The sequence below is a fragment of the Stieleria maiorica genome, assembly GCF_008035925.1.
Classification (GTDB): domain Bacteria; phylum Planctomycetota; class Planctomycetia; order Pirellulales; family Pirellulaceae; genus Stieleria; species Stieleria maiorica.
Window position 1 is genome coordinate 9,831,737 of sequence record NZ_CP036264.1, and the last position, 25,174, is coordinate 9,856,910.

21 protein-coding genes are annotated in these 25,174 nt (G+C 59.0%); 9 read left to right on the top strand and 12 right to left on the bottom strand.

Going from position 1 to position 25,174, the window contains the following annotated elements; all coding sequences use genetic code 11:
* Positions 1–10: 10 nt before the first annotated feature.
* The 4 genes from ptsP to hpf form a co-directional block, all read right to left on the bottom strand.
* Complete coding sequence (gene ptsP / locus Mal15_RS33620; RefSeq protein ID WP_147871731.1) at positions 11–1,756, bottom strand: phosphoenolpyruvate--protein phosphotransferase; 1,746 nt, start codon at positions 1,754–1,756, stop codon at positions 11–13.
* Positions 1,757–2,108: 352 nt separating this feature from the next.
* Positions 2,109–2,456 (bottom strand): HPr family phosphocarrier protein, encoded by a 348-nt coding sequence (locus tag Mal15_RS33625; RefSeq protein WP_147871732.1) that lies wholly within the window; start codon positions 2,454–2,456, stop codon positions 2,109–2,111.
* Between the two features lie 81 nt (positions 2,457–2,537).
* On the bottom strand, positions 2,538–3,017 hold the full coding sequence (locus tag Mal15_RS33630; RefSeq protein WP_147871733.1) for a PTS sugar transporter subunit IIA: 480 nt from the start codon (positions 3,015–3,017) through the stop codon (positions 2,538–2,540).
* A gap of 63 nt (positions 3,018–3,080) precedes the next feature.
* Positions 3,081–3,458, bottom strand: coding sequence for a ribosome hibernation-promoting factor, HPF/YfiA family (hpf, locus tag Mal15_RS33635; protein WP_233903192.1), 378 nt, complete (start codon positions 3,456–3,458; stop codon positions 3,081–3,083).
* A gap of 837 nt (positions 3,459–4,295) precedes the next feature.
* Here hpf and Mal15_RS33640 point away from each other — a divergent pair.
* Both Mal15_RS33640 and Mal15_RS33645 read left to right on the top strand, forming a co-directional pair.
* Complete coding sequence (locus tag Mal15_RS33640) at positions 4,296–4,577, top strand: hypothetical protein (protein WP_095742342.1); 282 nt, start codon at positions 4,296–4,298, stop codon at positions 4,575–4,577.
* 9 nt (positions 4,578–4,586) lie between these two features.
* Positions 4,587–5,606 (top strand): agmatine deiminase family protein, encoded by a 1,020-nt coding sequence (locus Mal15_RS33645; protein ID WP_147871734.1) that lies wholly within the window; start codon positions 4,587–4,589, stop codon positions 5,604–5,606.
* Between the two features lie 191 nt (positions 5,607–5,797).
* Here Mal15_RS33645 and Mal15_RS33650 read toward each other — a convergent pair whose 3' ends face one another.
* From Mal15_RS33650 to Mal15_RS33660, 3 genes are all read right to left on the bottom strand, one after another.
* On the bottom strand, positions 5,798–6,943 hold the full coding sequence (locus Mal15_RS33650) for a dipeptidase (RefSeq protein WP_147871735.1): 1,146 nt from the start codon (positions 6,941–6,943) through the stop codon (positions 5,798–5,800).
* Positions 6,944–7,025: 82 nt separating this feature from the next.
* Positions 7,026–7,373, bottom strand: coding sequence for a cupin domain-containing protein (locus Mal15_RS33655; RefSeq protein WP_147871736.1), 348 nt, complete (start codon positions 7,371–7,373; stop codon positions 7,026–7,028).
* The gene (locus Mal15_RS33660; protein WP_147871737.1) at positions 7,373–7,606 is read right to left on the bottom strand and encodes a hypothetical protein; all 234 of its coding nucleotides are present in this window, start codon (positions 7,604–7,606) and stop codon (positions 7,373–7,375) included. The genes Mal15_RS33655 and Mal15_RS33660 overlap by 1 nt, the downstream gene beginning before the upstream one ends.
* Before the next feature lie 244 nt (positions 7,607–7,850).
* Between Mal15_RS33660 and Mal15_RS33665 the strand changes: the two genes are divergently transcribed.
* A complete protein-coding gene (locus Mal15_RS33665) occupies positions 7,851–9,182 on the top strand; it encodes an NAD(P)/FAD-dependent oxidoreductase (protein WP_147871738.1) in 1,332 nt (443 codons plus the stop codon).
* A gap of 258 nt (positions 9,183–9,440) precedes the next feature.
* On the opposite strand, the gene Mal15_RS34855 is transcribed toward Mal15_RS33665, so the two are convergent.
* Positions 9,441–9,734: a hypothetical protein gene (locus tag Mal15_RS34855; protein ID WP_233903193.1), complete on the bottom strand. Its 294-nt coding sequence runs from the start codon at positions 9,732–9,734 to the stop codon at positions 9,441–9,443.
* 264 nt (positions 9,735–9,998) lie between these two features.
* Here Mal15_RS34855 and Mal15_RS33670 point away from each other — a divergent pair, with 264 nt between their 5' ends.
* Positions 9,999–11,327 carry a hypothetical protein gene (locus Mal15_RS33670; protein WP_233903194.1) on the top strand — a complete coding sequence of 443 codons (1,329 nt, stop codon included), beginning with the start codon at positions 9,999–10,001 and terminating at the stop codon, positions 11,325–11,327.
* A 72-nt stretch (positions 11,328–11,399) separates the two neighbouring features.
* On the opposite strand, the gene Mal15_RS33675 is transcribed toward Mal15_RS33670, so the two are convergent.
* On the bottom strand, positions 11,400–12,722 hold the full coding sequence (locus Mal15_RS33675) for an outer membrane protein assembly factor BamB family protein (RefSeq protein ID WP_390623545.1): 1,323 nt from the start codon (positions 12,720–12,722) through the stop codon (positions 11,400–11,402).
* Between the two features lie 505 nt (positions 12,723–13,227).
* Between Mal15_RS33675 and Mal15_RS33680 the strand changes: the two genes are divergently transcribed.
* From Mal15_RS33680 to Mal15_RS33690, 3 genes are all read left to right on the top strand, one after another.
* Positions 13,228–14,352: an App1 family protein gene (locus Mal15_RS33680; RefSeq protein WP_167547208.1), complete on the top strand. Its 1,125-nt coding sequence runs from the start codon at positions 13,228–13,230 to the stop codon at positions 14,350–14,352.
* Positions 14,353–14,588: 236 nt separating this feature from the next.
* Positions 14,589–17,111: a sodium-translocating pyrophosphatase gene (locus tag Mal15_RS33685; protein ID WP_199773781.1), complete on the top strand. Its 2,523-nt coding sequence runs from the start codon at positions 14,589–14,591 to the stop codon at positions 17,109–17,111.
* Positions 17,112–17,781: 670 nt separating this feature from the next.
* Positions 17,782–18,369: a hypothetical protein gene (locus Mal15_RS33690; RefSeq protein WP_147871742.1), complete on the top strand. Its 588-nt coding sequence runs from the start codon at positions 17,782–17,784 to the stop codon at positions 18,367–18,369.
* Positions 18,370–18,540: 171 nt separating this feature from the next.
* On the opposite strand, the gene Mal15_RS33695 is transcribed toward Mal15_RS33690, so the two are convergent.
* The 3 genes from Mal15_RS33695 to Mal15_RS33705 all read right to left on the bottom strand — a co-directional run bounded on the left by Mal15_RS33695 (position 18,541) and on the right by Mal15_RS33705 (position 22,662).
* A complete protein-coding gene (locus tag Mal15_RS33695; protein ID WP_147871743.1) occupies positions 18,541–19,947 on the bottom strand; it encodes an exo-alpha-sialidase in 1,407 nt (468 codons plus the stop codon).
* Positions 19,948–20,010: 63 nt separating this feature from the next.
* Positions 20,011–21,822, bottom strand: a complete 1,812-nt coding sequence (locus Mal15_RS33700) for a sulfatase-like hydrolase/transferase (protein ID WP_147871744.1) — start codon at positions 21,820–21,822, stop codon at positions 20,011–20,013.
* A gap of 90 nt (positions 21,823–21,912) precedes the next feature.
* A complete protein-coding gene (locus Mal15_RS33705; protein WP_147871745.1) occupies positions 21,913–22,662 on the bottom strand; it encodes an SGNH/GDSL hydrolase family protein in 750 nt (249 codons plus the stop codon).
* Positions 22,663–22,847: 185 nt separating this feature from the next.
* Here Mal15_RS33705 and Mal15_RS33710 point away from each other — a divergent pair, with 185 nt between their 5' ends.
* Positions 22,848–24,305, top strand: a complete 1,458-nt coding sequence (locus Mal15_RS33710) for a serine/threonine protein kinase (protein ID WP_147871746.1) — start codon at positions 22,848–22,850, stop codon at positions 24,303–24,305.
* A complete protein-coding gene (locus Mal15_RS33715) occupies positions 24,199–25,158 on the top strand; it encodes a WD40 repeat domain-containing protein (protein ID WP_147871747.1) in 960 nt (319 codons plus the stop codon). Before Mal15_RS33710 ends, Mal15_RS33715 begins: the two co-directional genes overlap by 107 nt.
* The last annotated feature ends 16 nt before the right edge of the window (positions 25,159–25,174 follow it).

Genomic DNA, 25,174 nt, shown 5'->3' on the forward strand with positions numbered 1-25,174 from the left:
TGGTGGGCTATCAGGTCACGATCAGTTCGGGAACGTATTCGCCGAGCCGGTCGAGTAAATACAGGTCGACGTCACGCGCCGCTTCGAGTTGCATGACGCGTTCGGCCATCTGTTCGCATTGGCCGATGGAGACGGAACGAATCGCCTTTTTGACTCGCAGCAGCGACGACGGCGGGACGCTCAAGTGGCGAACGCCCATGCCCATCAACAACAGCGCGCGAGCCGGGTTGCTGCTCATTTCACCGCAGATCGAAAGCGGGCGATCATGTTCTTTGGCGACCTCGACGCAGCGGGCGATCAGACGCAGCACGGCCGGGTCGCTGGATTGGTACAGGTCGGCGACGTATTCGTTGCTACGGTCGACGGCCAGGGTGTACTGGGCCAGATCGTTGGTCCCGATCGACAGAAAATCGACTTCTTCGACGAACCGATCCAGCATCATCACGGCCGCGGGGACTTCGACCATCATGCCGACGGGGATGTTGCTGCGGTGGGGTGTGCCGGATTCTTCCAGGTCTTCGGCGACGACGTTCAGCAACATCCGCGCTTGCCGGAATTCGGCCAGCGTCGTGATCAACGGAAACATCACGCGGATGTCGCCGTGAACGGCCGCCCGCAAGATGGCCCGCAATTGGGGTCGGAACAGATCCAGATTCCGCAGTGACAGACGAATGCTGCGCAGTCCCAGGAAGGGATTGTGTTCATGTTCGGCAAGCGGCCGATGGCCCATCTTGTCGGCGCCCAGGTCCAGGGTGCGGATGACGACGGGGCGGCCATCCATCTCGCGGACCACTTGGCTGTAGGCTTGATAGTGGTCTTCTTCGCTGGGTTCTTCGGCGCTGGACAGGTACAAGAACTCGGTGCGGTAAAGTCCGATCCCGTCGGCGCCGCGTTCCAGGCAGGTGGTCGTTTCGTGGGGGAATTCGATGTTGGCGCTCAACCGCAGCGGCGTCCCGTCGATGGTTTCGGCGGGCAGGTCACGAAGCTCGGACAGTTTGGCGGTCAACGACCGTCGTTCTTTGAGCCGTTTCTTGTAGCTGGCCAGGGTCTCGGCGTCGGGATCCAGGATCACCCGTCCGCGATCTCCGTCGACGATCACCTTGATGCGATTGCCGACTTGATCGAGGAAATTACCGATGCCGACCACCGCGGGAAGCTCCAAGCCTTTGGCGACGATCGCGGTGTGGCCGCCGGGGCCGCCGGTTTCGGTGCAGAACCCGCGGACATAGCGGCGGTCCAGGTTGGCGGTTTCGCTGGGGGTCAGGACATGCGAGAGGATGATCACCGCTTCATCCAGATCCGTCAGTCGGCTTTCCGAGACGGCGCCCAGGCAGAACAGCAATTGCTTTTCGATGTCCAAGACGTCTTCGGCACGATCGGCCAGCAGCGGGTTGTCCAGCTTTCGCAGCGCTTCGGCATAGTTGTGCAAGACGCGGCTGACGGCGTAGGCGGCCGACTGATGCTCCTCTTCGATCCGCCGCCGCAGTTCGGCCTGCAGTCGCGGATCGTGCAACATCTGCAGTTGGGCGGCAAAGATGTCGCCGGTGTGTTCGCCGGCGACGGCCGAGGTTTCCAGGCGATTGGATTCCAAACGGTTGGACACGCGGTCGACGGCATCGCGCAACCGAGCGAACTCCGCTTCCACTTCATCAGCGGCGAGCAGAGAACGCGGGATTCGATAACCGGCCGCATCCAGCACTAGCGCTGGGCCGATCGCGACCCCGGGTGAAACAGGGATGCCTTGAAGTTCGACCATCGTGGTTCGATGGGGCGGCGCTGATCTGCCGAGCGCTTGAAGGTCACGCGATCGAGCGATGACAAACGGTGCCCGTCGATGTTCACGGCGCCCTCAGGCGGTGACATCGGCAAACGGTTTGTCGTGATCGTGCGCACCTTGCAGCGAGGCTCGGTCAATTCAATCCGATCCATCGAGGTGGAGTGTGTACGGGGGTTCGAAGATCGCGGCGGTTCGGCGTTGATCTTCCAGCGGGAATGTATGGGTGTCTGTCGGTCTGGGAACGACGCCATCGCCGCCGGGCATCGATCACGCTTCGATCATGAATCGTGCCGGCGGTGGGTCGCCAGAGCCGGGGTGCGTTCGTTTCGGATCAAGCAGGCGAGGTCGGATCGGTTTCTCTGACTTCATCCGACCCGGCTCTGGCGGGGGCGGAATGATTCTCGTCAGCTTCGTCGAATCCGCGTTGGAAAAACTGCTCGATCGATTCGATTGCGGTTTCCGCGTCGTTGCCTTCGGCGGACAGGGTCAGCTCGGTGCCGAGGGCGGCCCCGAGCGTCAGGAGTGATAAGATGCTTTTGCAGTCAACCATTTCACCGCCACGACCGATTTGGATCACGGACTCGAACTGATTGGCCATCCGCACCAGAAGATCTGCCGGGCGTGCGTGCAGCCCTTGCGGATTGGAAACAACGACGGTGCGGCAAAGCGCTTTTGACATGCAAAAAGCGGGTCTGTATCGGGTGTCTAAAGGGGTTTGGGGTCCGGGCGGGGCCGCTGCAGACGCGGCCCGATCGAACCATCAGCCGGTGGCAAACTGGTTGTCGTCGGCTTCCTGCAATAACTGGGTGATGTCCTCGGCTGACTTGCTCTGTTTGAGAAATCGACAGAAGGTTTCGTCGCGCAACTGACGCGAGATGTTCTCCAATGCCCGCAGGTGATCGCCGGGGCGCTCCGGGGGGCTGATCAACAGGAAGAACAGCTGAACCCGTTCTCCGTCAAGTGAATCAAAGTCAACCCCTTCCTCGCTGACTCCGACGGTACCGACCAGCTTTTGCACGCTGGGGTGTTTGGTGTGCGGAACCGCGACGCCGCGACCGATGCCGGTCGAACCGAGTTCCTCACGCTTCATGATGGCGGCGATGATGTCGTCGCGCTGCTCCGCATCGATCTCGCCCGACTCAAGCAAACATTGAACGAGCTCTTCGATCGCTTGCTCTTTTGTCCGGGCCTTGAGTTCGGCCTTGATCGACTGCGTACTGATGAAATCTGCAAACTTCATGGGGTGTGAATTTTCGTTGAGTGTATCGACAACCACGAGGCGCTCGACTGGTTCAAGAGCCGATTACTCGTCGTTTGCCGGGGTTTCAATGTGTTTGTGTCCGGTGGCGCGGTGGCCCGTTTTCTTCTCTTTGATCCGGCGAAGCTGCTGCTCCACTTTCGGGATCGACATGTCCAAAGCTGCGATCACCGTGGTGGCTTCCGCGGTGGCGACACATTCTCCGGAATGCTCGATGGAAACTTGGATTTCAACCGCAGGCTTATCGGTGTTTTCAAGATCAACCGTGACTTCAATCGCATTGATTCGGTCATTGAGACGCCTCAGTTTGACGGCCTTCTCTTGAATCAACTCCTGGTCACCCGGCTGAAGACTGCCATGGCGAGCTGAAACACTTACCTGCATCGTTGCTACTCTCCGATCGATGAAATCCGACTCCGTCACCGTCCGACTGGACGCGGCTCCCTGCCCAGGTCCGAGTTTTGTTTCGCCTGCAGACAGGGCGGTTCGCGACCGCCGGATCGTCAGAAACCCGGCACGCCGTGACGACAGAGTGCTCCTGTTAAACCGCAAGCATACGCGACAGAACCGTCGACGGGTAGCGATCATTTTTACAGATAGTCCGTTTGGGTGGTGACCCAAGGCCGAATCTGCGGATCGATTCTCCCCCGACACCCCGCCGATGAACCATACCTCAACCCTCCTAAGAAATTCGACGAGGATTCTTTTGTCCACTACTCGTTTCGCCCCCCGGGTCCGAGGTCGTGCGGTTTACAAGTCCTTCATCCTAAGGGGTTTTTGCAAATTTCTCCGGCCGCCCTGAACCACATGGAGGTCGATTGCCCACGGATAGCAGCGCGAACCCACGGATCCCAGGCCGTATCACATCCGTGGGTTCGCGCTGCTATCCGTGGGCCTTTTCGATTCTTCAGACCGCCTGCCTGAACGCACCACCTCAAAGCAAGCTTCCTGCCCAGGGGAGTGAAACGTGTAAACGCCTAGTATCTCCAAGGTTAAAAACCGCACGACCTCGGCCGCGAGGAGACTTACCAGGAGGGCGAAAGACGACCATCGGCTGCAGGCTCGGGAACCACAAATCCACCCCGGCCGGCTGTTGCTGGGCGAAACCGTCCCCCTTTTCGGTCTTCCTGGGTCGGAAAACCGACCGAGCTCCCCGGACGGGAGTGGCGACTTCGTGCGGTTATTGCTAACTTACGTGGCCAAAATCTACCTCGGCGGTCCGCCGAAACTCAATTCGTCCCCTCTAGCCCCTGACCATCCATGGCCCGTAAGGTCGTCAGCCGAGCCGAAAAAGCTGCCGAAGCGGAAGCTGCCGAAAAGGCACTCGCCTCGAAAAAGAAGAAGTCCAGCAAGCGAACCAAGGCGGCTGAGAATGTCAGGATGCGTCTTTACTGGGGCGTCTTCAGCCAGAACTTGAAGCGGGTCGCCGTCTTTGATTTCGACAAAAAGGGCGAAGCGGACAAACGCGCCAAGGAATTGAGCAAGGGCGGAAAATCACCGCACTTTGTCCAAAAAGTCAAAGAAGAAATCAAAGTCGAGTAGTCCAGCGACGTGAAACGGGTTCCCGCCGAGTGGGAACGGCAAGCCGCCGTTTGGATCGCATGGCCCCACAACCACGACACCTGGCCGGATCGGTTTGCGCCGGTCCCGGGCTGTTTTCGGCGGATGATCGAATTGATCGCCCCGGCTGTCCCCGTGCACGTGATCGGTGCTGCAGACCTGCGCCCGTCAGCGGGGCTGGAAAACCTGGCCGACGTCACTTGGATCGACATCCCGACCAATGACAGTTGGATCCGCGATTACGGTCCGACCTTTGTCGTCGACGGCACCGAGCAGCTCGCGATCGATTGGGGCTACAACAGCTGGGGCGGAAAGTACCCGCCGTGGGACGCCGACAACGCTGCAACGGCCCAGATCATTCAGCATGCCGACTGGAAACGCGTCGAAGGCGGTTTGACGCTCGAAGGCGGCGCGCTGGAATGGGACGGCAGCGGGCGTTTGCTGACGACCACAGAATGCTTGGTCACCGAAACGCGCAACCCGGGCTGGACCAAGCCGCAAGTCGAATCCCAGTTGCAATCGCTGGCCGGGGCGCGAGAAATCGTGTGGGTCGACGGCGGCGGGTTGATCGGTGACGACACCGACGGACACATCGACCAGTTGGCCCGCTTCATTGATCCCGAAACGGTCGTCGTCGCCGTCAGCGATGATCCCGACGATCCGAATCACGCCGGACTCCAACGCAACGAACGCCAACTCCGTCAGTGGGCACAATCGACATCGCCCCAGGTGACCGTCCACCGCTTGCCGATCCCTCCGGCCCGCTTCATCAACGACCAACGCGTCCCGGAAAGCTACTGCAATTTTCTGCGGTTGGGCCCCGATCGATTGCTGGTGCCGACGTTCCGAAGTGAAACCCACGATTCGGATGCGATCACGTTGCTCAGCCGACTCGCCCGGCAACAATCACCGGCGGTCGAAGTGATCGGCGTCGATTGCCACGATCTGATTTGGGGACTCGGCGCCCTGCACTGTGCCAGTTGCAACCAGCCGGCGATGGAGTTGGAGTGACACGGAAGTGGGGTCAAAAAATGGGATGGTCAAAAAATTAGGGCCGGTCGACGAGCCGAGTGTTGCTCCGTCGCGGCAACACCATTTTTTGACCACCAAATCTTTTGACCCGCCACGCAGCAAATCTATCTGCCCGAATGGTTCTGCCATCGCTCTCGCGTGCTCTGATAACCGGTGAATGTCCTCTGTAGCTAGCGGGACAACTTCGCCGCAGCCGTCTCCGCGCCGCGTAGGGCGCGCATGACGTTTCCGCCGAGCACTTTGTGAACGTCGGCTTCACTGTATCCGCGATCGAGTAGTGCTTGGGTGATCAACGGGTACTTCGACACATCGTCCAATCCGGTCGGCAATCTCGGAACGCCGTCGAAGTCCGAACCGATGCCGACGTGGTCGATGCCCGCGATGCGGATGACGTGTTCGAGGTGATCGACGACATCGTGGATGGAACCGCGCGACGATTCGTTCGCTTTCAAGCGTTCGCTCGGGACAACAAACTTGGAATAAAAATTGACCATCACCACACCACCGTTGGCGGCGACCAGCGGCAACACGTCGTCAGGCACGTTGCGCGGATGGTCGTTGATCGCGGCGGCCGAGGAATGCGAAAAGATGATCGGTGCAGCGGAGACCCCGATCGCTTGCTTCATCACTGCCGGCGACACGTGGGACAGGTCAACCAACATGCCGATGCGGTTCATTTCGCGAACGACTTCCTTGCCGAATTCGGTCAGCCCGCCGTGGCGTGCATCGTCGGTCGCCGAATCCGCCCATGACAACGTCTTGGAATGTGTCAGCGTCATGTAGCGGCAGCCACGATCGTACAAACGTTTCAGGTTTGCCAACGATCCTTCGATCGAATGTCCGCCTTCGATGCCCATCATGCAGGCGATCTTTCCCGCATCGGCAATCCGCTCCACATCGTCGGCGGTTGCGGCGATCTCAAACACGTCGTCGTAACGCTGCACCATCGCATCGACGATGTCGATTTGCTCCAACGTCTGAAGCAACGAATCGCCCGTGGTCATCGTGTCGGCCGGAACGTAAACCGACCAAAACTGGGCTTTCAACCCGCCCTCACGTAGCCGAGGAATATCGGTGTGCAACTGCGGCTGTCGTTTGGCGATGTCAATTTCGTCGAACGACGAATGACCGGTCTTGCGGAACGCCCACGGAAGATCGTTGTGTCCGTCAAATAATAGTCCCGCGAAGTGCACCGAGCGGCCGTGATCGGTTAACACCAGATCCGGCATCGGAGCGGGGTCCACGGCCGACACGGGCAGCGGCACCAATAGTGTCGCGGCAAGAGTAGTGATCAGCAAATTAGCGCGTACGAACATGTCGCATCCGGTCGGTGAGAGATTCAACCCCGCCGGGCATCGTAGCGGTCCCACCACCGACCTGCAACAAATCCGACCGCGCTCAATCGTCGGCACGGTAGAACACCGCCAGCCAGACCGTCGGTTCGGAGTCCGACGTCCAATCGACGCGGTGTTTTCGATGGGCCGGGATCAACAGATGGTCGCCGGCCTTCAGCATCAACGGTTCGGGATCGTCTTCAAAGGACAGTCGGGCTTCGCCGCTAAGCACGGCGACCCATTCGTGTTCGTCTTGGTCATACCAAAACTCGTCGGGGCTGGATTGTCCGGTCGACACGATGCGTTCGATCCGGACGTGCGGCGACGATGCGAGCACCTCGACCCATTCCTTTGCAGTCGATGCGGGCAAATCGCTGAGAAGGTTTTTTAACGTCGTTTCGTTCGCCGTCATCAAGTTACGCTCCACTCCGATGAAATCGTTCGCCGGTTGCGCGTCGGCCCGGGGCCTTCCTCCAGGATCCTGACCACGGCGGTGTCGGAAAGCTTTTCGCGGATGGCGTACCCAAAAACGAACGTGGCGTCGCACTTCGGACAACGAATCATCGCGCCGATCAAGGCCACGTCACCCCGCAATCGGTGGCCGTTGGGACATTGGCACAACATTCGCTTTTCAGATTCGTCCATCGCAAGATTCCCGCTACAGCAAACTGTCACATCGATCGCATTCAAACCCCTGCATCCCACTCCCCAAATGAAGAGACGCCGCGGCGACGGATTTATTTGGTAGATTCTGAAAATATTTCAATCTATTTCAGCTGGGATCGGCGTGGGGCAAAGCTTCGCCGTTTCGCGGACGCCGAGTTCGGAGAACACGGCGACTCTCAGAACACATCGTCAAGTACGCAAATTCTCAAACAAACGAACTCAGATGACGCGTCCCAATCAAAAAGTGGTCCTTGTCGGAGGCGGGTTCGCCGGAATCGAGGCCGCCAAGCGGTTGGGCCGATGCGATTGCGTGGACGTCACGATCATCGACAAAAGCAACCACCACGTCTTTCAGCCGTTGCTGTACCAGGTCGCGATGGCGGGGCTGGATCCGTCGGACATCGCCTCACCGATCCGGTCGATGTTGTCGCCCTATCGCAATGTGCGGACCTTGCTGGCAAAGGTGACTGATGTAGACGTCGGGCAGCGACTGGTCCACAGCGACGCGGGGAAATTCGAGTTTGATTATCTGGTCATCGCGTGTGGCGCGGTGCACAGCTATTTCGGCAACGACGACTGGGAACAGCACGCCCCGGGATTAAAGTCGCTTCCCCAAGCGACCGAAATCCGCCGTCGCGTCTTGCTAGCCTTCGAGCAGGCGGAACGGACCGACGATCCGATCGAACAAAACCACTGGATGACCTTCGTCGTTGTCGGCGGCGGACCGACAGGAGTCGAACTCTCCGGCGCGATCGCCGAGATGGCACGATACACACTGAAACGCGACTTTCGCTCGATCGATTCCAGTTCGGCGCGCGTGATCCTGGTCCAGGCAGGCGACCGGATTTTGGAGCAGTTCCCCGACGACCTGTCCGAGTACAGCAAACAGGCGCTCGAAAGCATCGGCGTGGAAGTCCGTTTGGGAGACCTGGTGACGAACGTGACGGATCGCGGTGTGCAAATCGGAGATCAGTTCTTGAATGCCAGGACCGTGATTTGGGCGGCCGGAGTCCAAGCGAGTCCGCTGGGAAACTCACTCGGTGTGCCGACCGATCGCAGCGGCCGCGTCCTGGTCGAACCGGACTTATCGATCCCGGGCTACCCGAACGTCTTCGTCGCCGGCGACATGGCGGCGGCCAAAGACAAAGACGGCAACGGATTGCCCGGATTGGCGCCGGTCGCGATTCAACAGGGCCGCTATCTCGGCGAATTGATCAGCCGCGAAGCCCAATGCTACATGATCGAACGTCCTGCCCCCGAACGGTCTCGGTTCAATTACCTGGACAAAGGGCAGATGGCGACGATCGGTCGACGCCGCGCGGTCGCCCAAAGCGGTCGGTTCAAATTGACCGGACGGTTGGCTTGGCTGGCCTGGTTGTTGATCCACATCGCTTACTTGAACGGATTTCGCAACCGAATGTTCGTCTTCCTTTCCTGGGCTTGGTCCTACCTGACCTTCGCCCGCGGGGCACGGTTGATCGTGCCCAAGAATTGGCGGATCAAGAAACCATCCGGTGTCCAAAGTGATGTCGGCCGACCCGATGGTGGTTTATGATACCGACCCGGTGGGGATGGCGATGGCGGGGATCGGTATTGGGCATCGTCTGCCCCAAACGCGTGCTGCGGCATCTCAGTTCACACTGGATATCGACCTGCGGGAGACGGTTCCATGGCTGACTCGATCTTTCGAATAGGCATCTTCTTCATTCTTTGCACGCGATTATCGACGGCAATGGCTGTGGCGCAGTTCCCAGAGCCCACAACCGTCACGGCTCAGAGTCCGGCGCAGCGAACCGTGACCGGTCGAATCGTGCTAACGATGCAGCAAGGTCAGTTGGTCGCTACAGAAAAACCCGATCTGGGCGAGGTCCAGGCCTCGGAATGGTTGACTGCTGATTTCGACGTCGTTAACGGCACCGAAGACGAACTCGTGTTCGACAAAATTGTCAGCACGGTTGATCGAGCAGTCCCCGACAGTGGACGGATCAAGCCAGGGGAATCGATGAAAGTTTCCGTGAAGTTTCAGACGCACTCGCGCCCAAACGCACAGCGCGGTGGCAATTTTCTCGAGTTTCACTGCGACGACGGACGGACGGGATTTGTCCATTACAATTTTTCCTATGCGGCCTATGTCGGGATCGCAAATGATTTTGTGTCGGTTCCTGTGCAGCATTCGGGTGAAGTCTCCGAAGTGCGTTTCGACGTACCGATCGTGATTGGAGGAAAGCTCACAGAAGGAGACTTTGAGTTCTCTCTCGAAGGAATCGCCGGACAATTCGAATCGAAGATCGACCCCGACGCCAAACAGCTACAGTGCCAGATCAAACTTGACCAACCGATGTCGTCCGGCCGCTTGCAAGGCCAAATCGTCGTGCTCGATTTAGCATCCGGATTGATTCGTGAAACGCCGGTCGTTTTAGAAAAGCAAAAACGGCTCGACGTTTTGCCCACTTTTCTTGAGTTCATCCCTGACCAGTCGGGCAACAATCACATTGCGATGCTCTATGTTCGAGATGTTGCTTTGAATGCTGGTGATGAGCAATTCAAGTGTCATGTGGAGGCATCGATACTCGGCCATCCTTTTCCGTGCAATGTGTCGTCGATCGAGCATGACTTGATTCGCTGCCGGCTCAAGATCAGCAGTGAGAAGTTCGAAAAGCTGACTGAGACTGTTTCGCAACGCAGCAGCGAATCACGAGACCCGCAACCGATCGATGCGCAGATAGAGCTGACGACGGGTGAATTCAAGATGACGAGCACGATTCCGGTTGCGATTCGAGGGCAAGCGGGATTTCGAGGTGCCCCGATCGACAATCTGTTTGTAATCGACGCCATCAGGACAGGAATGCTGGCGATGGAATCCATGTCGCCATTTGACGTTTATGGCGAGACAACGGTGGAACGAAAGTTCGAGGGTGAGCCCAGGAAGGTTTCCGAAGAAACCCGCTTTCGCCTGCTGGTTGATCGCCAGAATCAAATCGCGGTGTACGCGGTCGAAACCAGGCCCGATCACTTCGCTGTTTTGCGAGGACAAGATCCGACCGGGACCGAATCGGTCAGCTACCACCGAATGATCGTCGACGGAACGTCGCTCTACGACTCCATGCCCAAGGGCAATCCCCGCGTTCTTGAGTCGTTCAAACAAGCTCTTTCCAAGTCGGGCATTCCACAGCCCGGCTACTGGGGCGTGACCCAGTTCCCTGGCCATGATGCCGTTCCCAAAGAGCTTGAGCGGCTGGCAATCACAGCGGCCGATCATGAAGCAAAATTGACACTCTCTGGCGTTGATGACCAGATGCGTGTCTCGCTATTGATTGATAAACAGCGCGGCGCGATGAGTGAAATTCGAAGTTGGAAATATCGGCTTCCAGAGTATCAGCCAACGGAATTCAAAGTCCAACGATTGAGTCAAGGATCGCCACGCTCGATCGTCGAGCAGACGATCAAGTGGGGTACAATTGGAGGGCGCGATGCCCCGAGACTGATCCATTCGGAGTTTGCCGCCATTGAACGCATTGACGACGGCGGCGAAATGAAATTCAAACTGGGAAACGGGTATCGGGACACGGAGTTGGCATGGCTAAGTTTTGCTCCCAAACTGTCGGCCGAAACCAGAAGCAAGTACCTGGTCCATACCGTCGAAGAGATTAAAACGTTTATCGACGAAGGTAAGATTCAAGGCAAGCGCATTGCCGATTGACGTCAAACCACTCCCCGGTAAAACGTCGATCAGACGCACCGTTTCACCAAGGTTGCGAGCATTTCACCGCACTCACTTGGCATCGATGCAATACAGCTTCGATGCGGTACGGAAGTAGACGGCGCCATCGGCGACCGCGGGTGTCGACCACGTCAGCTCGTCGATTTCGTTGGTCGCAATGACATTTAACTCGTCATCGGGTGCGAGCACGTAGGTCGTTCCGCTGGTGTCGACACAGTAAACCCGATCGCCGCTGGTCCAGGGAGAGCTCCAAAACGCACGTGCCCGCGGAAGGCGGCTACGATAGACAGTGCTTCCCGTTTCAGCATCGACGCAATGGACCACCCCGCTGCGCCGCTCGAGCAGATACAGTTTGCCGTTGCAGTAAGCCGGCGACGCCATTTGGATTCCGGAACGCTCGATCTTCCACGCGATGTGCTCGGTTTGTGATTGCCCGGCCGGCGGAGTGATGTCGCCGCTGCCGCCGGGTTTGATCGCGAACAGGAATCCGCCGCCGTCATCGGCCCCGCCACGGTTGCGGTATTCTGTTCCGACGTACAACCGATCGCCGACGGCCAGCGGGGTCGCCGAACTACGGCCCTTGTCCATGTCCAGCTGCCAGAGCAGTGTTCCCGTCTGCGGGTCATAGGAACGGTAAAACATTCCGCCGACGATCAACTCGTCACGCCCGCTGTTACTCCAAATGATCGGTGAACTGTACTGGGAGCTTTCCTCGCGAAGCACCCGCCAGAGTTCTTCACCAGTCTTGGCATCGATCGCGACCAGGAACGATTGCTGTTCGTTGTCCACCTGCACGAACAGCTTGCCGTCGAACAACACGGGCGAGCTGGAGGTTCCCCATCCGGCCCGCATCTCATAGCTGCCAAGGTCTTTCTCCCAAACCTTGTTGCCCGCCATGTCAAAACAATACAGTCCCGTCATGCCGAAGTAAGCGTAGACGTGATTGCCATCGGTCACGGGGGTTTCGGTCGCATAGGTGTTGGAACTGTGCCGCTCCATCCTGGGACGACCCTCGCGAGCGGTTTGGCGCCAAATCAGATCGCCGGTGTTGGCGTCCAGACACATCACTTGCCAGCGGTAGTTCACGCGGGTCAGGTCGTCGCGACGGCTGCCCCCGCCGCCGCTGTATTCTTCCGGGCCGGTGGAATCGGATTCGGTCAGCGGAACGGCCGCGGTCAAAAACACGCGGTCCTCCCAGACCACGGGGCATGACCAACCCTCGCCGGGCACATCGATCGACCAGCGCACGTTGTCGGTCTGCGACCAGCGCTGCGGATGCTCGGTCCCCGCGATCCCGTCCATGCGGTTCCCGCGAAACTGGGACCACTGGTCGGCGGCCGCGAAACCGCAAAGGCTACTCACGGTGAGGACCATCAGGCAGCCGATCACGCGTTTTTGTGCAGGCATCGTCATCTTTGTGGACATTCCGAGATTCATTGGCCAATTGGAGTTTTGTTTCACACGGAAGTCAGTGTAGACGACCGACCAGTTTCAGGTGAGATCGCGGCAGTCGTCCGGTGCAGCGGGGGGGAATCGCCTAAAGGGACCATCCAGCTTAGGGCTGAGGCAAAACGCAAAAAATCAGAATGATCTGACTGGTCGGGTAAGGGGTGGGCGGCGGAGGGTGTACGACGTCCTTTCTAGGTCGTCGCGCAGAGCCCCACGGGCGACGGCCCGGAAGGGCCATCGTACACCAGAAAACGATCGCCCTAAGCTGGACGGTCCCTAAAGGCTAAACACCAACGTGCGCTGGTGTCCAGGCTTTAGCCGCACACGGTCGCTGCGAAGCAGCATCCCGGGAATCGCTTGCGTCGATTCGGGCTCTTTGGGTCGTGAGAGCCGTCGAGACGTTATGATATTTCCAAAGGAGATCCCCTCCGTGCCAAATCCTGTCAAGAGCCTCTTCGTCGTCATCCCGATGACGATTGCGATTTCATGGGCGATCGGTCTGGAACCGGAGTTCGACACGCTCTCGCCCTCGACGTTGAAGCCCGATGAAGCGATCTTGTTCTACCCGACCTACGGACATTTCGACAAACAGACCCGGTCGTGGCGGTTCGACGTGCACGGAAAGGTCTTTGAGCCCGAAGACAGTTCGTTCAAGCGGGCGGCGCTGATCGCGGCCTTGAAATCCTCGGCGGGCCTGAACAACGACATCGACCCAAAGTCCTTTCGCGAGGACCGCATTCGGCCGTTCTTGGTCGATAACGAACGAGGAAAATCGGTCACCGTCGACGTCGCCGGCAAACAATATTCCGCGGGAACCTCGCAGCCCAATGGACACTTTCTCAGCTCCCTGTCTTCCGCTGCCGATCCATGGCACGGCGGTCGCTCCGAAAACCAGGTCGCGGTGCTGAAAGCCGTCCTTCCGCGCGGGGATTCCAGATCGTTCCGCGGGCGCGTGCATCTGATCACGCCGCAAGGACTGTCGGTGATCTCCGACATCGACGACACGATCAAGGACTCCCAGGTGACGGACAAATCCGAACTGCTGAAGAATACCTTTCTACGAGACTTCCAGGCGGTGGCGGGGATGTCGCCGCTGTACGCCGGTCTGCACGACCGCGGGGCCGCGTTTCATTACGTCTCGGGAAGTCCTTGGCAACTGTATCAACCCTTGGAACGATTTCTGTCCGATGCGGGATTTCCCAAAGGCACGTTTCACCTGAAGTTCTTTCGCTTGACCGACTCCAGCGGACTGGGGCTGCTCTCGTCTCAGCAGTCGATGAAAATCGCCGCGATCACTCCGATCTTGAAATCGTTTCCCGAACGTCGCTTCCTCCTGTTCGGCGATACGGGAGAACAAGACCCGGAGATCTACGGTCAACTGGCGCGCGACTTTCCGGACCAGATCTTCGGTATCTTCCTTCGCAACGTGACTTCGGCCGAATCGACCGACCGGCGATATCAGGTCGCATTGGACGGTGTTTCGAAAGAACGCTGGATGCTGTTTGATGACGTGGCGCAAGTCCAACAGCGGGTCGATGAAATGACGCGGAAGTGACGGCGTGTCGCCGGTGATCATGTGGCACAGTTCTTGCATTGCCGCGTCGCGGTTCACGCTTCGGTAAGGACGCATTCTTTTTATCAGCGGGGGCTGGTTGACGCCCGAGTCGATCTTCCGTTTGTGCTAGATTCTCCCTTACGCTTATCACTGAAAACGGTCCCGCTTTCAGTTCATCACTCGACGTCGCACGCACACGTTCGCACTTCCGAGCGTGTCAAGAAGGAACACACACCATGCTGGAATTCACTGTTCTGTTCGCAGGTACTGTTTTGACTGCTGCTCTGATTCGGGCGTGCTCCTGCGACACACCATTCCGCACGCATTTCCGCACACTCTTGATCGTCTTGGCGGTCTCGTTGGCGTGCTGCCCGATGACGGTGATGGCGCTAGAAAGTGAAGCTGCGACCGCCGTCGAAGTGACCCGCACGTCGGCCGGCGAAGAGGGACCATCAGCGTCCGCGACACCTGCGGCCACGCCAACACCCGCCGCAAACGTCGATGCTGCCTCCGAAGGCGGCGTGCCTTGGATCGCTTACCTGATTCCGCTGTTCGGTCTCGCCGGCCTCGGATTCACGTTTTGGAAAACCAGCTGGGTCGGACAACAGGAGGTCGGCGGAGAAAAGATGGCGCGGATCGCGGCCAACATCTCCGAAGGTGCGATGTCGTTCTTGAAGGCCGAGTACTCGATTCTGGCGGTGTTCGTCATCGGCGTGGCGTGTTTGCTCGGCTACGCCGGCAGCACACAAGGCGAATCGTCGTCCCCGTTGGTCGCGCTGTCGTTTGCCTCCGGCGCGATCTGTTCGGCGCTGGCGGGGTTCATCGGGATGACGGTGGCCACCAAAGCCAACGTGCGGACGACCAACGCGGCCCAGACCAGCCTGGGAAAGGCCTTGGAAGTCGCTTTTGCCGGCGGCAGCGTGATGGGGATGGGCGTGGTCGGTCTGGGCGTACTCGGATTGAGCATCTTATTCGTGGTTTACGCCAGCCTGTTTGGACTGGACACTCAAGCCAGCCTGACGCGCGTCATCACCGTACTGACCGGATTCTCCTTTGGTGCGTCCTCGATCGCGTTGTTTGCCCGCGTCGGCGGCGGGATTTATACGAAAGCCGCCGACGTCGGCGCCGATCTGGTCGGCAAGGTTGAAGCCGGGATCCCCGAAGACCACCCGCTTAATCCGGCCACGATCGCCGACAACGTCGGCGACAACGTCGGCGACGTCGCCGGCATGGGAGCGGACCTGTTTGAGTCCTACGTGGGGTCGATCATCGGCACGATGGTGTTGGGCGCAGCGTTTTTCACCGTCTTCAACGAATCCGGCCTGGATGACTTCGGCGGCTTGTCGGCCGTCCTGCTACCGTTGGTCCTGGCCGGCGTCGGCATTCTCACCTCGGTCGCCGGCACGTTCTTTGTCAAAGTGAAAGAAGGCGGGAACCCGCATCACGCGCTCAATCTCGGCGAATTCGGATCGGCAGCGATCCTGTTGGTGCTGACCTACGCGATCATCAAATTCATGCTGCCTGCCAGCTGGACCGTCGGTGAAGGCGAGGCCGCATTTGTTTACACCAGCAGCGGCGTATTCTTCGCGATTCTGTTCGGATTGGCGGCCGGACTGGGGATCGGCAAGATCACCGAGTACTACACCGGAACGGGCACGCGGCCGGTCACTTCGATCGTGCGACAGTCGGTCACCGGGCCGGCCACGACGATCATTTCCGGTCTGGGTGTCGGCATGATGTCGACCGCGATTCCGATCCTGATCATCGCCGCGGCGATCATCGGTGCCTACGCGATGGCCGGGCTGTACGGGATCGCGATCGCCGCGGTCGGCATGCTCTCCAACACCGGCATCCAACTGGCCGTCGACGCCTACGGACCGATCTCGGACAACGCCGGCGGGATCGCCGAGATGTCGGAATTGCCTGCGGAGGTTCGCGAGCGCACCGACAAACTCGACGCCGTCGGCAACACCACCGCGGCGATCGGAAAAGGGTTCGCCATCGGTTCGGCCGCACTGACCGCGCTGGCGCTGTTCGCCGCCTTCATCACCGCCTACAACGCGACCCATGTCGAAACGCCGATCGTGTCGATCAGCATCACCAATCCCTACGTGATGGCGTCGCTGTTTGTCGGTGCGATGTTGCCGTTCCTGTTCTCGGCGCTGTCGATGAACGCCGTCGGCCGCGCCGCGATGCGGATGATCGAGGAAGTGCGTCGACAATTCAACGACATCCCCGAACTGAAGGCGGGGCTGAAGGCCATGAATGACAACGAGGGGAAACCGCTGGAAGAATGGTCCCAGGCCGACCAGGCGACGTTCCAAGCCGCCGACGGCAAGGCCGAGTATGGCAAGTGCGTCGCGATCTCCACCCGGGCTTCGATTCGCGAGATGATCGTTCCCGGTTTGGTCGCGGTGTTGGTTCCGGTCGGCTTCGGTTTCGTGCCCAAGTGGGTCGGGTTACCGGGCAACACCAACGCGTTGATGTTGGGCGGTTTGCTCGCCGGGGTGACGGTCAGCGGCGTCTTGATGGCGCTGTTCCAATCCAACGCCGGCGGTGCCTGGGACAACGCCAAAAAGATGATCGAAGAAGGCTACGACGTGAGCGGCCAGCGGTTGGTCAAAGGCAGCGACGCCCACAAAGCAGCCGTCGTCGGTGACACCGTCGGCGACCCCTTCAAAGACACCTCGGGACCGTCGCTGAACATCCTGTTGAAACTGATGAGCGTCGTCGCCCTCGTGATCGCCTCGCTGATCTGAAGGCCACGCCGCGGAAACCGCCAAGGTCTTCGGCACGCCGCACGTCGGCCGCGTTGCCGCAGAAAGCGAAACTCTACGCGAGTTCCGCTACGACCGTGACCAATCAATCCAAACGTAGCGGAAACCGCCAAGGTTTTCGGCTCGCCGCACGTCGGCGGCGTTACCGCCGGAAGCGAAACTCTTCGCGAGTTCCGCTACGATCGTGACCAATCAAATCAACCGTAGCGGAAACCGCCAAGGTTTTCGGCTCGCCGCACGTCGGCCGCGTTACCGCCGAAAGCGAAACTCTTCGCGAGTTCCGCTACGATCGTGACCAATCAAATCAACCGTAGCGGAAACCGCCAAGGTTTTCGGCACGCCGCACGTCGGCCGCGTTACCGCCGGAAGCGAAACTCTTCGCGAGTTCCGCTACGATCGTGACCAATCAATCCAACCGTAGCGGAAACCGCCAAGGTTTTCGGCTCGCCGCACGTCGGCCGCGTTACCGCCGAAAGCGAAACTCTTCGCGAGTTCCGCTACGATCGTGACCAATCAATCCAAACGTAGCGGAAACCGCAAAGGTTTTCGGCACGCCGCACGTCGGCGGCGTTACTGCAGAAAGCGAAACTCTACGCGAGTTCCGCTACGATTGCGCGGTCAACTGAGCACGCTACGGGGCAAAACGCGATCGATGAACAAACACAAGCAACGATTGAAACGCCTTCCGCCCGAATACTATCGTGGTCTTGCCTGGGTTCATTGGACGATGACCATCGAAGATCGGCGTACCGGCTGGCTTGACGGTCGATTCTTGTACAAGTTTCGAGAAATCCTCACTCATGCCGCGTTTTGCGATGCGTTGGCCTGCCCGATTTTCTGTCTGATGCCGGACCACATCCATCTGCTTTGTTGCGGTCTGACCGACAAGACAGACCAGCGTCACGCCATTCAGCGGCTTCGAAAAGACACGAACGAGTGTTTAAAGCGGATCGGATTCTTATTTCAACGGCAGGCTTACGACCATGTCTTGAAGGATCATGAACTCGAGCGAGACGCAATCGAATCGATGGTCGAGTACATTGCCAGAAATCCAGAACGAAAGGAGCTCGTGCCGGTCGATGCATTTGCGACCTACGCGTTTACCGGCTGTCTGATCCCCGGATATCCTCAAATGAAGCTATTCCAAGCGGACAGCTGGGATCGAATTTGGCGTACGATTGCATTTCTTAAGCGTACGGAGTGTTTTCGCCTTCCCGACCCAAAGTATCAAAAACCGTAGCGGAAACCGCCAAGGTTTTCGCCTCCCCACGCGCCGGCGTTGCCGCCGGAAAGCGAAACTCTTCGCGAGTTCCGCTACGGTCGTGACCAATCAAATCAACCGTAGCGGAAACCGCCAAGGTTTTCGCCTCCCCGCGCACACCACTCACGGCGGCGCGACATCCAAGGTCGATCAGATCGTGTCGCCTTCGCGGCGTCCGCCGCCGTGGTCGCTGGGGCGGCTGACGATGCGGTTCAAGAAACTTTCCCCGTCGACGAGTTCGCCCGCCAGGATGTCGGCTTCGGTGATCTTGGACAAAAAGATGGTGTGCTGGCCGATCGTGCCGCGGCCTTGGTCATAGACGATATAGATCGCCCCGTCCTTGCCCAGCGTCGCCGAAGGATAACTGATTTGACCGTCGTCGCACAAAAGCACCTTGTGCGAAAACGTCTTGCCGTCATCCTCGCTCAAGTAGGCCGTCATCCGCGTCCGCGCCGTCTTGTGTTTGGTCAGCTCGCGTTGTTGACCGTTTTCGTCGGTGTAGTGGTAGACCCGCTTGCCGCCGTCTTCTTTCATCTGGACGTCGTTGGCGACCAACAAGACGCGTCCCGAAGGCAATGTTTTGAGGATGCATTTGGTATTGATCGAAAACTGCATCGGGTAATAACCGCCCAGTTTCCAGGTCCGGCCGCCGTCGAAAGATTCGGCAGACTTCTGTCCTTCCTTGGCGCGATAGAACGTGAACAGGCTGCCGTCTTTTCGGATGATCGGCATTTGCTCGGCAAACACCGCGTCATTGTCGATCGGAAACTCGGACACAAAGATCGGCGAGCCGTCGACGGCTTCTTTCAGAAAACGAATTCGAACCTTGTCGCGTTTGCCGACCAGTTTGAAGTCATCCATCGAGCGTAGGATCGTGCCGTCGGGAAAAACAAGCGGCTTCATGACGGAGATGTTCTTGTTGCCCAATAAGCGCGGAGCGCTCCATTCGGTGTGTTCGTTTTCCGCATCCAGCATGGTGAACTCCCACGCCGAGGAGGCGAATTCATCTTGCCCCTTGAAATCGATGTTCCGCAGGCCGATGAAGCGAACCTTTCCCTCGGGGTCTTTCCACAACATCGGATCGGATGCTCCACCGCCCAGCAATTCACTCGGGTCGAAGACAAAGACCTCTTTCCAAGTTTTGCCATCGTCGGCCGAAGTCGAGATGACCGAGAATTGATCGTTGTGGTACGGCGCGCGTTCGGCTTGGACGTTGGAACCGAACCAGGTCGCCCAAAGTCGGCCGCCCTCGGAGATTTCGACCTGCGGGCAGCCCTGAAAAAGCCTCAAGTTGATGCGGTGCTTGTGGTAAGGCTTTTGTTCTTTGTCATTAATCTTGGTCAACGCCGGCGGCGTCTTGCCCGTGATGCCGTAGGGGAACGTTTGCGAAACGTGGTCCGATGGCGGCATCGTGGTGTCACCCAGGACCGAAACCGGATTCACGGTTTGGGCGCACACCGTCGCACCGAAACCGGAGAACAGACCGGCAAAGAGAACGACGGCGCAAGCGGTCAAGGATTGAACGGTACGGAGAATCAGTTGAATTTGCTGGGGCATCGGGTTGCTTTCTTTTAATCAACGTGGGGAATGGAATGACACGGAATTGCGCGTCGGTCCCTTTTACTGCCTGATGAGGATCGGCCGCGATGGCCAGCGGGGCGAGTGGATTTCGTGAATCGTTCCGTCGGTGCTTTCGACCACATAGACCCCGCCGATGCGAGCGTTCATCGTGACCGAAGCACCGGGGCGGAGCGTTCGTCCGCCGGCGCGGCGTCCGCTGGGCGTGATCGGATACACCCTGATGTCCACTTCGGTTCGGTTTTCAAACGTCATCTCGACGGGTAAACGGCCAGGCCCTGACGGATTGCTGTGTACCGCCGGCGTCATGCTCAACTTCCGCGGCGGATGGGTCGAATGCAGCATCGTGCGGAGTCTGTTCAACACAGACGGATCGACAGTCGCGGCGAGATTCTTTGTTTCTGGTTTACCGAGATTTGAGACGGAACCGGATTCGCCATCATCGGTGCTGTGATCGTAAAGTTCTTGAAACTTCATGGTTCCACTCGCGAAATCACGCCACTCGGTGTAGCGGTAGCGGTCGGTGCGCATGGAATAGCCCATGTATTCGCTGCTTTCGTGCGTGCGGTAATATTGGCTGATCACGGATTGATGCACGTTGGATTGGGGATCGCGGAGGATCGGAACCAGACTCTTGCCTTCGACGAAATCGGGTGTCTGCAAACCGGTCAGCTCGCAGAGCGTCGGATACAGGTCCAGCAGCGCCGCCAGCGACTCGGTGCTCTGCCCCGTGGTTTTCATCGCGGGTGCGGAGATGATCAATGGGACGCGGGCATCGATTTCGAAGTTGGTCATCTTGCCCCAGCCGCGATACTCGCCGAGCTTCCAACCGTGATCGCTCCAAAGGACGACGATCGTGTTGTCGCGCAGGCCTTCTTCGTCGAGCGCCGTCAACAAACGACCAATCTGCGCGTCAACGAAGCTGACACAGGCGTGGTAACCGTGGACCAAGCGTCTCGCTTTCTCGGCGGACAGTTCTGCTTCGTCCCAGGGCCTTGGCATGTCGATCAAATCAACATAGTGCGAAAGTTCGCTGTTGTTGTGCATCGCATACGGCGGTGCGCCTTCGGGAATACTCTGACCCGTCAAAACGGGCAATTGGTCTGGGTCGTACAGGTCCCAATACTTCTTTGGCGAGACGAACGACAGATGGGGGCGGATGTAACCCATCGCCAAGAAGAACGGTTGCTGCGATTTGGCAAGTCGCCTCAAGTCTTCGATGCACAAGTCCGTTCGGGCGCCGTCGAGCAGTTGATGATCCGGCAGATCCGGTGCGGCGGTCGCCGGGCCACGGAGGTTGTTCTTTCGCCAATCGTTCGCCGGCAGTGCGTTCATGGCGGTGCGAACGACATCGCGGGTGCCTTCGGGATAGAAAAAGGGCAACCGCGGCAGATTGCGAATCGGTTCGCTCCAGGATTGGGGGTCCGGTGTCGGGTTGTGATAAATCTTGCCATGGCTGACGGCGGTGTAACCGTGCTTGCGCATCCACTGCGGCAACGTCACCGCGTCGGGTTTCGCCTCGCGAAAGTGAATCGGGAGCGTCCAGACACCCAACGTGTCCGGGCGTAGACCGGTCATCAAACTGGCGCGTGAAGGATTGCAAACCGCGACCTGACAGTACGCTCGATTGAATCGCATGCCGCGGTCGGCCAAGCCATCCATCTGCGGTGTGATCGCGTTTTGATCTCCGTAGCACCCCATCGTCGGACGCAGATCATCGACGGCGATGAACAACACGTTGGGTTTCCGGTGCTGCGACGCGGTGGTCGATGTGGCATCGGATTCCTCGTCGTTGCCGGCCGCGACCAGACTGGACAGCGCCGCCAACAGCAGGACGCATGTGGTTCGTTGCATCGTACTTGTGATCACTGGTTTGCATTCCTTTCATCTCATTTCCCCGCCCGCGATCTCATAAGGTGGGGCTGCGACCAGAGCCCCCGCGATTCAGTCGGCCAGGGCGGTTTGGATCACTTCGGCGACGTGCTCGCCGAGCAGCTTGGAACCCTCCGGGGTGTAGTGGACGTTGGCCGGTCGCTGGTGTTCTTTGACGGACTGGGCGAAGTCGAAAAACGAATCGGTCTGGATCCCGCCGACCTTGGCGATCGCTTCGGCTGCCGCCGCGTTGTACTTGGCCGAATCACCAACCACGCGACCCGCGGCACCCTCGGGGACCGGCGTCGTCTCACGCCAGATCACAACCTTTGCCTGTTGCTTGATGCGGCGGGCGAGTTTTTCGATGTTGGACTTGTACTGGTCGATCGGCACCTGTGGATGCGAGTCTGCGGCCTGCGGATCGGCCAGATTCTGACCGCTGGGTCCCATGTACTTCAGGTCGTGAAGCCCGAAGTTCCAATGCACGACGTCCCACATCCGATCGCCCAACCATTGGTCGATTTGTTCCAAACCACGTGTCGTCGGCCCGCAATTGGTCGCCGGACGGAACACGTTGGCCTTGCCGGCCATCGCCTTGCGCGCCGGCACCATGTACCCGATGGAAATCGAATCGCCGATCAGCAACACGTTGGGAAGCTTGGGGATGATCTCCGGAGGTTGGAAGGCCGGGTTTACTTTCTTCGCCGCAGGCTTCTTGTTCGCGGCCGGCTTCTTGGCGGTGTCTTGGGCGGAGACCTGGGCAGGGGCGGCGGAGATGACGTGCGCGAGGGCGACGATCAAGCAGAGTCCGAATCGGATCATGGTCGGTGGGCTTCGATTGGCAGGGGGCGTGAAGTTTGAGACGTCCCCATCATATTTGCCCGCAGCGGGCCGTGCCGCAATCCCGGAGCACTCGATCATCAGAAAATGCCGTTTCGTTGGGAATGTGTACAATCATGTTTTCCTTCTGATGCAATGATTGATCCTGCTCGCAGGCGGTGTCTTCGATGTCGATGGATTCGAAAAGCGGTCGTCATGACCAACAGTTGCCACTGACCGAAGACCTCAGTGGAACCCGAGGTGCCGACACCGACGGCGATTTTTCATTCCATCGCAACGGTCGTGAACCCAAACGGCTGGGTCAGTACGAATTGCTGGAGCGGATCGGCCGCGGGGGCATGGGCATCGTCTTTCGCGCCCGCGACGTCAAACTCGGAAAGACGGTCGCCGTGAAGGTGCTGCCCCTGAACTCGGCGGTCATCAGCACGTCTGCATTGGCCCGGTTTCAAATCGAAGCCAAGGCCGCCGCACAGTTGGAACATCCCAATGTGGTCACGGTGTACGCGTCGGATGTGGACGACGGGATTTATTATTACGCGATGCAGTACATCCAGGGTCAGAATCTGGCCAAGCGGATTTCAAAGTTTCGCGAGGCGTGTTCGGCTGATCCGGCTTTGATCGGTGGATCGCGGCGTTCGACGGCCAAGATTCGCAATCAGTCGACCGAGCGCGGATCCGGCAGAGTCGGCGGTCTTTCTCACAGCGACCCGAGCGGAACCAATCGATCCGATCGATCGTCTGTGACCACGTTTGCCCGTTGGGGAATCCAGATCGCAGACGCGCTGCAACATGCCCACGAGTTGGGGATTGTGCATCGGGATATCAAACCGTCGAACTTGCTGATCGATGATCACGAGAACCTGTACGTCGCGGATTTCGGATTGGCACAGGTGCAGGGAGAATCCGAATTGACCCGCCCCGGCGATGTGATCGGCACGTGGCGATACATGAGCCCGGAACAAGCCTGCGCGAAACGTGTGGTGGTCGATCACCGATCCGATCTGTTTTCGTTGGGGGCAACGCTGTATGAGTTGTTCACCCTGCGTCAAGCGTTCGACGGTAAGACGCGGACGGAAATTCTGCGTCAGATCGCGTTTGAGGATCCGGTCTTTCCGCAAAAGATCAACGCCGATCTGCCGGAAGAATTGTCGATCGTTGTCATGAAGTGTTTGGCAAAAAATCCCGACGAACGGTACCAGACGGCCGGAGAATTGGCCGATGACCTGCGGGCGTATCTCAACGACGAACCCATTCGGGCGCGAAAGCCCACGTTGGTGCAGCGTTCCAGACGATGGGCCAGAAAACACCGGGCGCTGGTCAATTCGCTGGCCGCCGCATCGGCCATCACCATCATTGCGTCGATCGGCTCGTTGAGCTACGCCGTCCAAGCGGAAATCGACGCGCGTCACCACGTGGAAGCCAAGAACACCGAATTGGCCACGGCGCTCAAAGAATCCGAAGGTCGTCGGTTGATCGCGCTCTCATCGCTCGAATTTACCCCACGACCCCGACCTGTCCATGGCACTGGCGGCGGAAGGGTTGCGACGTCACTCGGACGCCGAGGGCCGAACCGCGATGTTGGCCGCGTACCAGGCGAACCACCAGCGGTTCTACTTGCAAAATGAATCGGATGTGGGCGAGGCTCGATACAGTCCCGATGGGAAACGGATCGTCACCGCGGCCCCTTCCTCCCGATACCTTGCCGGCCCGTTGCCGGCCCGCATCTTTGATGCGTTGACAGGTCAGCCACGGGCGGAATTGCGATCGGCGACGACGATCACATCCGCGGTCTTTGATCCGACCGGCCGCCGCGTGTTGACGACCTCCTCACCCGGCGGCGCGTTCAGCGTGCCGCAAGAAAAGCTCGCCGAAGTTTCGCCCCGCCTGTGGGACGCCGATCGTGGCGTCGAAATCGCCTCCCTGGCGGGCGGATTCTTGCTGCAAACCGATTCCAGCTCGTTTTGTCCGACCGGTTCGACGACCAAGGTGGTGACACCGGCGATCGCCAACACGGCCCGCGTCTACAATGCCGCCGGTGAGCTGATGCTGACGCTCGACGGCCACACCGACCGTGTCACCTACGCCGGCTATTCACCCGACGGCGCAAAAATCGTCACCATTTCCGATGACCACACCGTGCGGATTTGGAACGCCGAAAGCGGCGCGGAACTTCTGAAACTGGATTCGTGGAAAAACCGATTGCCGGACGAAACGGCGGGACAATTAGTTCAATCCGCCCTTTTCAGTCCCGATTCGAACCACCTGCTGACCTGTTCGGTTCAGTTGGGCGTCGAACTCTGGGACCTGAATCGCGACGAATCCACGGCACTGGGTTGCGGTCATCAGATCGCGTTCAGTCCCGACGGGGAGCAACTGGCGATCGCCTGGGACGATACGATCCGTGTTCTGGATTGGCACAACCGAACGCTGCGCTGCCAACTGATCCACGATCAGTGGGCCGTTCTCGTTCTCCAATGACGGAAAACGGATCGTC